Source organism: Burkholderia sp. Ac-20384 (genome assembly GCF_017104605.1).
GTDB lineage: Bacteria > Pseudomonadota > Gammaproteobacteria > Burkholderiales > Burkholderiaceae > Burkholderia > Burkholderia lata.
In genome coordinates, this window is record NZ_JAAGPE010000307.1 from 1 (window position 1) to 10,344 (window position 10,344).

Here is a 10,344-nt window from a genome sequence, read left to right on the forward strand (position 1 = left end):
CCCGCGAGCGCCGCCGCCGCCGCGAGCCCTTGCGCGGCGCGCAGCAGATCGACCGCGAGCATCGACGGCGCGAACGCGAGCGCGACCGACATCAGCGTGAAGCCGCCAACGCCGATCGCGAACAGGCGCTTGCGGCCGAACTGGTCGGCCAGCGCGCCGGCCGCCATCAGGAAGCTGCCGAACGCGAGCATGAACGCGTTGGTGATCCAGTTCATCGCGACCGTCCCGCCGTGCAGGTCACGGCCGATCGCGGGCGTCGCGACCGCGCCGCCCGAAAACGATAGCGGCAGCGCGACGGCCGCCATGCATACGGCGGCCAGCACCCACGCACGCCGGCGTGTCGACAGGTCCGAAGCGGCTGAAAAAGGGTGATCCATCATCGCTCCTCGAAAACCCGGCGCGGATGCGCCGTCAGAGCGACAGAAGATAAATCCGATTCAATCCGCGAAAAACCACGCAAAGCTCCGCATATAACGGATTAAAATTCCGCAATTCACTCGACTGCGTGCGTCGGCGCGCACCCTTCGATTCGATGGACAACCTGACCGGCATCGTCGCCTTCGTCCGCACCGCGGAAGCACTGAGCTTCGTCGCGGCCGGCCGCACGCTCGGTATCTCGGCGTCGGCGGTCGGCAAGACGATCGCGAAACTCGAGCAGTCGCTCGGCGTGCGGCTGTTCAACCGCACGACGCGGCGCGTCACGCTCACCGAAGAAGGCCGGCACTTCTACGAACGCTGCCAGCGGATCCTCGAGGATTTCCGCGACGCGGAAGCGACCGTAACGGCCTCCGCACAGCGCCCGCGCGGCAAGCTGCGCGTGAGCCTGCCGGTGATCGGCTACCGGTTCCTGCTGCCGGTGCTGCCCGAATTCCGGCAGCGCTTCCCGGACGTCGAGCTCGATCTCGATTTCAACGACCGGATGGTCGATGTCGTCGAAGGCGGCTTCGACGCGGTGATCCGCAGCGGCCCGCTGTCGGATTCGAGCCTGATGTCGCGGCGGCTCGGCCCGTTCGCGTTCGTGCTGTGCGCGACGCCCACGTATCTTGCGCAGGCCGGCACCCCGCGCACGCCGCGCGATCTCGAAGCGCACGCGTGCGTGCGCTACTGCTTCCCGACCACCGGCAAGCTGCAGGACTGGGCGCTCGCGGCCGACGACGGCACGCCGCTGAAGCTGCGCACCGCGATGACCTGCAACAACATGGAAGCGCTGCGTGGCACCGTGCTCGCGGGGCTCGGCATCGGCTACATGCCCGACTTCCTCGCGCGCGACGCGCTGGAGCACGGCGAGCTCGTTACCGTGCTCGACGACTACCGGATCGCGCCGGGCCAATTCTCGATCGTGTGGCCGTCGAGCCGCCAGTTGTCGCCGAAGCTGCGCGTGTTCGTCGACTTTCTGTGCGAGCGGCTGTTCAGGTAGCCTTCCCGCAGGCCGCTCGAACGGCGCGAATGCCGCGACGCGGCAGCGACACCTCGCGCCCCCCCCCCTTTTCAGTCCGCCCCGATCCGCTCCGCTTCCGCCTGCGGCAGCAACGCATCGCTGTCGTCCTTCAGACCGACGCCCGTCAGCCCGAGCCGGCGCGCGTGCGTCATCAGGTAATGCAGCTTGTGCGCGGCCCCCGCGTACGGCAGCCCTTCGGGCCGCACGTTCGAGATGCAGTTGCGCAACGCATCGTGGCAGCCCACCTTCGGCGCCCACGTCAGGTACACGCCGAGGCTGTCCGGCGAGCTGAGCCCCGGCCGTTCGCCGATCAGCATCGCGACGACCTTCGCGCGCAGCAGTTCGCCGATCTCGTCGCCGAGCGCGACGCGCGCCTGCGTCGCGACCACCACCGGGCCGATCCGCCAGCCGTCCGCATCGAGCCGCGGCCGCACGGCCTGCAGCAACGGCAGCGCCTGCTTCGCGGCCGCGAACGCCGACAGCCCGTCGCCGACCACGAACACGACGTCCGGTCCGTCACCGCTCGCTGCGTCGCCGTGCGCAGCCAGCAACGCACGCCCTTCATCCGACAGCTTGCGGCCGAGGTCGGGCCGGCGCAGGTAATGCTGGCGATCAGGCGCGGCGCTCTGCACGCCGAGCGTCGCGAAGCCGGCCGCATCGAGCTCGCGCCGCAGCGCATCGGAGTCGAGCGGCTGATGCACCGCGTCGCGCGCCTGCGCATGCGACAGGTTGAACGCGAGCAGCGGCGCGGTCGGCAGGCTGTTGCCCGCGCGGCCGAGTGCGATCCGCGCGTTGGTGAACGACTTCAGCTGCGCCCACGGGTTCTTTTCGACGGCATCGCTCATGCCGAAATCCCCATCCAGTCGTTCGCACCCGCGAGCAGCGGCGCGCGCGACGTCGCGGCGCGCAACGCACCGTGCGCATCGGCGATCTCCATCGTCTCCAGCCACTCCTCGAATTCCGGCGCGCGGCGCAACCCGAGCACCTCGCGCACGTAGAGCTGGTCGTGGAACGACGTGCTCTGGTAGTTCAGCATCACGTCGTCCGCGCCCGGAATCCCCATGATGAAGTTGATGCCGGCCGCACCGAGCAGCGTGAGCAGCGTATCCATGTCGTCCGAGTCGGCTTCCGCGTGGTTCGTGTAGCAGATGTCGCAGCCCATCGGCACGCCGAGCAGCTTCCCGCAGAAGTGATCCTCGAGGCCCGCGCGGATGATCTGCTTGCCGTCGTACAGGTATTCGGGTCCGATGAAGCCGACCACCGTGTTCACGAGGAACGGTTCGAACTTGCGCGCCACCGCATACGCGCGCACTTCGCAGGTCTGCTGATCGACACCGAAATGCGCGTTTGCCGACAGCGCACTGCCTTGCCCCGTCTCGAAGTACATCAGGTTGTTGCCGACCGTGCCGCGCTTGAGCGACAACGCGGCCTCGCGCGCCTCGCCGAGCAGCGCGAGCGAAATGCCGAAGCTCGCGTTCGCCTTCTCGGTGCCCGCGATCGACTGGAACACGAGGTCGACCGGCGCGCCCTTCTCGACCGCCGCGATCGTGTTGGTCACGTGCGTGAGCACGCACGACTGCGTCGGCACGCCGTAGCGTTCGCGAAAGCCGTCGATCATCGCGAGCAGCTTCACGATCGCCGCGAGGCTGTCGGTGGCCGGGTTGATGCCGATCATCGCGTCGCCGCAGCCGTACATCAGCCCGTCGAGCATCGATGCGGCGATGCCCTTCACGTCGTCGGTCGGGTGGTTCGGCTGCAGCCGCACCGACATCCGGCCCGGCAGCCCGACCGTGTTGCGAAAGCGCGTGACGACGCGGCGCTTCCTCGCCGCCGCGATCAGGTCCTGGTTGCGCATCAGCTTCGACACGGCCGCGACCATCTCGGGCGTGAGGCCCGGCGCGATCCGTTCGAGTGCCGTGCCGTCGGCCGCCGGCGACAGCAGCCAGTTGCGGAAATCGCCGACGGTGAGGTGCGAGATTTCCGCGAATGCCTGCGCATCGTGATCGTCGACGATGAGGCGCGTGACCTCGTCGTCTTCATACGGAATCACCGCTTCGTTCAGGAATGCCTTCAGCGGCACGCCCGCGAGCGCGATCTTCGCGGCGACGCGCTCCTCCTCGCTCGCCGCCGCGACACCGGCGAGCTGGTCGCCGGAACGCAGCGGGCTCGCTTTCGCGAGCAGCGTCTTCAGGTCCGCGAAACGGTACGTGCGCGGACCGATCGTCTCCGTATAGGACATCTGCGAGTCTCCTTGCCAAAAGCCGACGGCGCGCCCGTTCGACGGGGCGCGCCGGATGCCGTCACGGACGGCCGTTCACCTTCACCCTGCTCACTCCTCCAGCAGCACGTCGCCCGGCGCACTTGCACGCTGCGAACGCGTCGCGAGGAAGTACGCGTAGCCGAACGCGAGGAAGCCGAGGAACACTAGCGCGACCAGCCCGTTGAAATACACCATCGTTCCGAGACAGACGAGCGCGGCCAGGATCGCGAACGCCGGGAAGATCGGGTACAGCGGCGCGCGGAACGGCCGTTCGAGATTCGGCTGCGAGCGGCGCAGCTTGAACAGCGACGCCATGCTCACGATATACATCACGATCGCACCGAATACCGACATCGTCACGATATTCGCGGTCAGCGTCTGCCCGCCGAACTGGATCAGCTCGTCGCTGTAGATCGCCGCGATGCCGACCACGCCGCCCGCGAGGATCGCGCGGTACGGCGTCTTGAAGCGCGGATGCACCTTCGCAAGCCATTCGGGCAGGTAGCCTTCGCGGGCCAGCGCGAAGATCTGGCGCGAATAGCCGAGGATGATCCCGTGGAACGACGCGACCAGCCCGAACAGCCCGAGCCACACGAGCATGTGCATCCAGCCGCTGTTCGCACCGACGATGTACTTCATCGCCTGCGGCAGCGGGTCGTTGATGTTCGCGAGCTTGGTCCAGTCGCCCGCGCCGCCGGCGAACACCATCACACCGATCGCCAGTGCAACGAGGGTCAGGATCCCGGCCACGTAGGCGATCGGAATCGAGCGCTTCGGGTTCTTCGCTTCCTCGGCGGCCATTGCGACGCCTTCGATCGCGAGGAAGAACCAGATCGCGAACGGGATCGCCGCGAACATCCCGTGGAACGCGCCCACGCTGAAATGATCGGCGCCCGACCAGCCGCCCTTCATGAAGTTGCTCCACGCGAAGCCCGGCGACACGACGCCCATGAACACCAGCAGCTCGAAGATCGCGAGCAGCGTGACGACCAGCTCGAAGGTCGCCGCGATCTGGACGCCGACGATGTTCAGCGCCATGAACACGAGATACGCACCCATCGCCGCATGCTTGGGCTCGAGGCCGGGAAACTGCACGTGCAGGTACGCGCCGATCGCAAGCGCGATCGCGGGCGGCGCGAACACGAACTCGACGAGTGTCGCGGCACCGGCGAGATAGCCGCCGGTCGGGCCGAACGCACGGCGCGCATACGCAAACGGGCCGCCTGCGTGCGGGATCGACGTCGTCAGCTCGGTGAAACTGAAGATGAAGGTCGTGTACATCGCCGCGACGAACAGCGCGGTGACGACGAAACCCAGCGTGCCGGCGCTTGCCCAGCCGTAACTCCAGCCGAAGTATTCGCCGGAAATCACGAGGCCGACCGCGATGCCCCACAGTTGCCAGGTCCCGAGCGTCTGCTGCAGCGCGGGCTGGCCGGACGACTTGGCGCCGGCGGCGGGCCGGCCATTCGACTCTGCTTTCATCGGACTCTCTCCTCAAAGGCGCCGGGCCTGGCGGCCTGCGCGACTGAGAATCGATGCTAGAGAGTCATTAAACGACGTGTTATCGAAATTCGGCAAAGATCGCGGCTGACATTTCGCTGACGGAAATGCCGGCCGCGTTCGTTGCGACTGCGCACCGGCCGCGTTCCATGCGGCCGGATTGCCACGCTTACCGGCCGCCGCCGCGCTGGTTGAACCAGCGATCGAGCAGCTTGCCGGCCGCTTCGCGCCCGCCAAGACCGAACGACAGCGCCACCGCCACCGCGATCGCGCCGAGCACGAGGCCGAACGCGAGCTGCACGATCTCGTTCGCGATGCCCATCGCGCGCAGCCCCATCGCAAACACGAGGCCGAGGATCGCGAATTGCGCGATGCGCGCGAACAGCACGCTGTGCTCGCGGTCGGCCTGCTCGATCACGCGGCGCGCAAGGCCCGCGAGCCACACGCCGATCACGAGGATCACGCCGCCCATCAGCACGTGGCCGCCGAATTCGATGAACAGCGTGACGACGTCGCGCACCTGCGAGAAGCCGAGCCGGTTCGCGGCTTCGACCGACGCAAACAGCATCGCGAAGAACACGATCAGCCGCGCGACCAGCACCGACGGCTGCAGGATCCCCGAGAACACGCGTTCGACGCCGAGCACCGCCGGCAGCCCGTCGGCGCCCGCGGCTTCCAGCAGCTTCTGCGCGAGCGACGCGACGAAGCGCGCGAAGTAGAACGTCACGAGCACGATCACGATCGCCGCGACGATGTCCGGCACCGCGCCGAGGAACTGGTTCAGCATGTTGGTGGCCGGCACCGAGATCGCGTCGATCTTCAATGCGTCGAGCGCGGAGATCAGCGTCGGCACGAACACGAACACGTAGACGATCGTGCCGACCAGGCTCGACACGCGCACGGGCGTCGGGCTGTCGAGGCCCTGCGTGAGGCGGTCGGCGCCAGCGGCGACGAGCAGGTTCGTCACGAGGCCGCGCAGCACGCGCGCGACGATCCAGCCGACGATGCCGATCACCGCGGCCGCGAACAGGTTCGGCACGATCGCGAGCAGCTTGTCGACCATCCCCTGCACCGGCGACAGCAGCCCCGACAGCGCGAACGACGCGAGGATCGCCGGCAGGAACATCAGGATCACGAGCCAGAACAGCACGTCGCCGAGATAGCCGCTCATCGGCTGCATGCCGGCGCCTTCGGACAGCTTGTCGTCGATCTTGCTCGCCTTCAGCGCGCGGTTCGCGAGGCTGCGCAGCAGCGACGCAATGAGCCACGCGATCAGCGTCAGCGCCCCGCCGCCGATCAGGTTCGGCAGGTAGTTGACGATGTGGGTGACGAGCAGCGAGAACGGGTTGGAGACCGCGTACAGGTTGAGCACGTTGAAGATGCCCACCGCGGTGACGAGCAGCACGAGCCAGAACAGGCCGCCTGCGATGATGCGCTCGACGCAGGCGCCCTGGCCGGTGCTTTCGTTGATCCGCTGGTCGACCTTCAGCGCGCCGAGCAGGCGCATCGCGCCGGCCCGCACCACGACGGCGATCAGCCAGCCGATCACCAGGATGCCGATCGCGCCGGCGATCTTTGGCAGATACCCCCCTAGCGTGGTCTGCAGCGACGTGATGAAGCTGGAAGCATCCATTTCTTCTTCTCCCGAAAACGTGGTGTTGCGATTGAACATCGACGAACTACCTGCGTACTTCGAAAAACGTGCTGCCCCGACGGAGCAACTTACCCGAGAAAAATGACGCGATCACCCGATTTCACCGTCTTTAACTTTAGTCATAGATCGCCGGGGGGCAAGACCCCATTTCGTCGAAATAAAAAAGGGCCTGATTTGTCGGCCTCCTACGCATTTCCGCAAGATTTATCCATTCGGCCCGTGCTACCGTGACGTCGGTTCCCGCCCGGACAAGCCGATGACCGCCGCAACGAAACCCGACCAGCCCGCCTGGCTTCGCTATGCGGCGAGCGTGGCGCGCGTCCACGAGTACATCCACGCGCACCTCGACGGCCCCCTCGACCTGAACCGGCTCGCCGAAGTCGCGTGCCTGTCGCCGTATCACTGGCAGCGCGTCTATCGCGCGCTGTATGGCGAGTCGATCGTGCTGACGGTGCGGCGGATGCGGATCGTGCGCGCGTCCGAGGATCTCGTGTGCACGGCGCGGCCGATCGACGAAATCGCGCGGCGCGCGGGCTACGGTTCGACGCACGCGTTCGCGCGGGCGTTTCGCGACGCATACGGCGTGCCTCCCGTGCAGCACCGGCGCACGGGCAGCCACCGGCCCATCTATCCGTTACAGCGAGGAGAAGAAGACATGTTCAAGCATGAAGTCGATATCCGGCAGCTGCCGGAATTACACGGCTATGCCGTGGCGCACACCGGTTCGTACTTGAAGGTCAGCGAAGCGTTCATGCGGATCGGCGCGTGGGTCGGGCAGCACGGGTTGATCGGCCCGGGCGCGAAGATGATCGGCATTTTTTACGACGATCCGGACACGACACCCGAAGCGCAGTTGCGCGCGAAGGCCTGCTTCATGCCGGCCGACGGTGCGCCTGACGTCGAACCCGCGCCGCCGGTGGAGCGCGCGACGGTGGCGGGCGGCGAATACGCGGTGCTGCTGCATACGGGGCCGTATGCGGACCTGAAGACGGCGTACCAGTGGCTCTACGGCGACTGGCTGCGTCACTCGGGCCGCGAAGCCGCCGACGCGCCGCCGTTCGAGCTGTACCTCAATACGCCGATGGATGCGGCGCCAGCCGACCTGCGCACCGAGATCTACCTGCCGCTGCGCTGATCGAAGGGCTGGTGCGCCCGCACCGGCCCTGAAACGAAACGCGCCGGCCGGCGTTCGCACGCCGCCGGCGCGAATGGCCGACAAACTGCCTTACGCAGCCTGCGTCCCGCACCCGGGGCAAAACCGCGCGTCATCCGCCAGCGCCGAGTGGCAGCGGCTGCAGGACTTGCCGCGTTGCGCGGCACCGCACTGCGCGCAGAAACGCGCATCCGACGCATTGAGCGCGCCGCAACCCGCACAGGCGAGCTGGCTCAGCGGCACGTTGCCACCGGCCTGCCCGCTTCGGCTATCGGCCGGCGCCTGCCAGCCCCAGCCGTAGCGATCGCGACCGCGCGCATCGTGGCCGCCCTGCCCGTCCTGGCGCTGCCCGCCGTGATGCCCGCCACCGTGGCCGCTGTTGTTGCCGTGCCCGCCGCCATGACCACCGCCGTGGCCACCCAGGATTCGTTTCAGAAAGCTCATCGCCTGCTCCTCAACGCTTGGCCTGCGCGCTGCCGAACGCCCCCGAGGACGACAGCAGCCGCAAACCGTTGGCCACGACGATCAGGCTTGCGCCCGCGTCGGCGAAGACCGCCATCCACATCGTGCCGAGCCCCGCGACCGTGAGGCCGAGGAACACGATCTTCACGCCGAGCGCGAAGCCGATGTTCTGCACCAGCACACGATGCGTCGCACGCGACAGCCGCACGAACGCGGGAATCTTGCGCAGGTCGTCGTCCATCAGCGCGACGTCGGCTGTCTCGATCGCAGTGTCGGTGCCCATCGCGCCCATCGCGAAGCCGATGTCGGCACGCGCGAGCGCCGGCGCATCGTTGATCCCGTCGCCGACCATCCCGACCGCGCCCGCACCGCCGGCCGACAGTTCTTCGACTGCCGCGAGCTTGTCTTCCGGCAACTGGTTGCCGCGTGCGTCGTCGATGCCGGCCTGCTGCGCGATCGCCTGCGCGGTATGCGGGTTGTCGCCGGTCAGCATCGCGGTGCGGATGCCGAGCGCATGCAGATCCGCGATTGCCTCGCGGCTCGTGTCCTTGATCGTGTCGGCCACCGCGAAGATGCCAAGCACGCGCGCTTCGTCGACCAGCACCACGACGCTCTTGCCCTGCCGCTCGAGCGCATCGAGCTTCGCTTCGAGGGCCGTCGAGCAGCGCTCGAGCTCCTCGACGAGCCGGTGGTTGCCGAGCCAGTAGCGCGTGCCGTCAATCGTGCCGCGCACGCCGCGCCCGACGATCGCTTCGAAATCCTGTACATCGGCGAAGGCCGTCGTGCCGGCGTCACGCGCCGCAGTTGCGATCGCCTGCGACACCGGGTGATCGGAGCGCGCCGCGAGGCTCGCGCCGAGGTACCGCACACGTGCCGCATCGGCGTCGTCCGCATGCAGGTCGAAGTCGGTCTGCACCGGCTTGCCGTGCGTGATCGTGCCGGTCTTGTCGAGTGCGAGCCACGCGAGCTTGCGCCCTTCTTCCAGATAGACGCCGCCCTTCACGAGAATCCCGCGCCGCGCCGCGGCCGCGAGCCCCGACACGATCGTCACCGGCGTCGAGATCACCAGCGCGCACGGGCACGCGATCACGAGCAGCACCAGCGCGCGGTAGATCCAGTCGTGCCACGCACCGCCCATCACGATCGGCGGCACCACGGCAACCAGCAGCGCGACCGCGAACACGATCGGCGTGTAGACGCGTGCGAACTGGTCGACGAAGCGCTGCGTCGGCGCCTTCGCGCCTTGGGCTTCCTCAACCGCATGGATGATCCGCGCGAGCGTCGAGTTGGCCGCGACGGCCGTCACGCGATATTCGAACGAACCCGATTCGTTGATCGTGCCCGCGTACACGGCGTCGCCGGTCGTCTTTTCGACGGGCAGGCTCTCGCCGGTGATCGGCGCCTGGTTCACCGTCGAGCGGCCCGCGACGACTTCGCCGTCCAGCCCGATCCGCTCGCCCGGCTTCACGCGGACGACCGCGCCGAGCTCCACCTGCGCGGCCTCGACCGTGCGCCACGACCCGTCGGCGTCCTGCACGGTCGCGGTGTCCGGCGCGAGTTGCATCAGGCCCTGGATCGCATTGCGGGCGCGGTCGAGCGACTTCGCTTCGATCAGCTCGGCGATCGTGAACAGCACCATCACCATCGCGGCTTCCGGCCACTGGCCGATCGCCATCGCGCCTGTCACCGCGATGCTCATCAGCGCGTTGATGTTCAGGTTGCCGTTGCGGATCGCGATCCAGCCCTTCTTGTAGGTCGTGAGCCCGCACGCGAGCACCGCCGCGAGCGCAAGCGCCGCCGACAGCCACACGGGCAGGCCGGCCCAGGTCGCGCCTTCGGACGCGATCGCGGCAACGCCGGCCAGCGCCAGGGGCCAC

Annotated in this window: 9 protein-coding genes; 2 read left to right on the forward strand and 7 right to left on the reverse strand. The window is 67.9% G+C overall.

Annotated elements, in window-relative coordinates:
• Positions 1-377, reverse strand: a 377-nt coding sequence (locus tag G3O00_RS34920; RefSeq protein WP_206145709.1) for an MFS transporter, incomplete at its 3' end; no start/stop codon positions are given.
• Positions 378-532: 155 nt separating this feature from the next.
• Here G3O00_RS34920 and G3O00_RS34925 point away from each other — a divergent pair.
• Positions 533-1,417, forward strand: a complete 885-nt coding sequence (locus G3O00_RS34925; protein WP_206145710.1) for a LysR family transcriptional regulator — start codon at positions 533-535, stop codon at positions 1,415-1,417.
• Between the two features lie 71 nt (positions 1,418-1,488).
• Here the strand turns inward: G3O00_RS34925 and eutC are convergent, their stop codons facing one another.
• The 4 genes from eutC to G3O00_RS34945 all read right to left on the reverse strand — a co-directional run bounded on the left by eutC (position 1,489) and on the right by G3O00_RS34945 (position 6,831).
• Positions 1,489-2,283 carry an ethanolamine ammonia-lyase subunit EutC gene (gene eutC, locus G3O00_RS34930; protein WP_174935536.1) on the reverse strand — a complete coding sequence of 265 codons (795 nt, stop codon included), beginning with the start codon at positions 2,281-2,283 and terminating at the stop codon, positions 1,489-1,491.
• Positions 2,280-3,677: an ethanolamine ammonia-lyase subunit EutB gene (locus G3O00_RS34935; RefSeq protein WP_206145711.1), complete on the reverse strand. Its 1,398-nt coding sequence runs from the start codon at positions 3,675-3,677 to the stop codon at positions 2,280-2,282. The genes eutC and G3O00_RS34935 overlap by 4 nt, the downstream gene beginning before the upstream one ends.
• A gap of 90 nt (positions 3,678-3,767) precedes the next feature.
• Entirely contained in the window at positions 3,768-5,180 is a 1,413-nt protein-coding gene (gene eat / locus G3O00_RS34940; RefSeq protein ID WP_174935531.1) for an ethanolamine permease, read from the reverse strand.
• Between the two features lie 187 nt (positions 5,181-5,367).
• Positions 5,368-6,831 (reverse strand): mechanosensitive ion channel, encoded by a 1,464-nt coding sequence (locus G3O00_RS34945; RefSeq protein ID WP_206145712.1) that lies wholly within the window; start codon positions 6,829-6,831, stop codon positions 5,368-5,370.
• Between the two features lie 277 nt (positions 6,832-7,108).
• Here G3O00_RS34945 and G3O00_RS34950 point away from each other — a divergent pair, with 277 nt between their 5' ends.
• On the forward strand, positions 7,109-7,987 hold the full coding sequence (locus G3O00_RS34950) for an AraC family transcriptional regulator (RefSeq protein ID WP_206145713.1): 879 nt from the start codon (positions 7,109-7,111) through the stop codon (positions 7,985-7,987).
• Between the two features lie 90 nt (positions 7,988-8,077).
• On the opposite strand, the gene G3O00_RS34955 is transcribed toward G3O00_RS34950, so the two are convergent.
• Together G3O00_RS34955 and G3O00_RS34960 are read right to left on the reverse strand one after the other, a co-directional pair.
• Positions 8,078-8,449 carry a zinc ribbon domain-containing protein gene (locus G3O00_RS34955; RefSeq protein WP_206145714.1) on the reverse strand — a complete coding sequence of 124 codons (372 nt, stop codon included), beginning with the start codon at positions 8,447-8,449 and terminating at the stop codon, positions 8,078-8,080.
• A 10-nt stretch (positions 8,450-8,459) separates the two neighbouring features.
• On the reverse strand, positions 8,460-10,344 hold a 1,885-nt coding region (locus G3O00_RS34960; RefSeq protein ID WP_206145715.1), incomplete at its 5' end, for a heavy metal translocating P-type ATPase.

Coding starts and splice junctions, on each gene's coding strand:
- G3O00_RS34925 (WP_206145710.1), top strand. CDS start 533: ATGGACAACCTGACCGGCATCGTCGCCTTCGTCCGCACCGCGGAAGCA.
- eutC (WP_174935536.1), bottom strand. CDS start 2,283: ATGAGCGATGCCGTCGAAAAGAACCCGTGGGCGCAGCTGAAGTCGTTC.
- G3O00_RS34935 (WP_206145711.1), bottom strand. CDS start 3,677: ATGTCCTATACGGAGACGATCGGTCCGCGCACGTACCGTTTCGCGGAC.
- eat (WP_174935531.1), bottom strand. CDS start 5,180: ATGAAAGCAGAGTCGAATGGCCGGCCCGCCGCCGGCGCCAAGTCGTCC.
- G3O00_RS34945 (WP_206145712.1), bottom strand. CDS start 6,831: ATGGATGCTTCCAGCTTCATCACGTCGCTGCAGACCACGCTAGGGGGG.
- G3O00_RS34950 (WP_206145713.1), top strand. CDS start 7,109: ATGACCGCCGCAACGAAACCCGACCAGCCCGCCTGGCTTCGCTATGCG.
- G3O00_RS34955 (WP_206145714.1), bottom strand. CDS start 8,449: ATGAGCTTTCTGAAACGAATCCTGGGTGGCCACGGCGGTGGTCATGGC.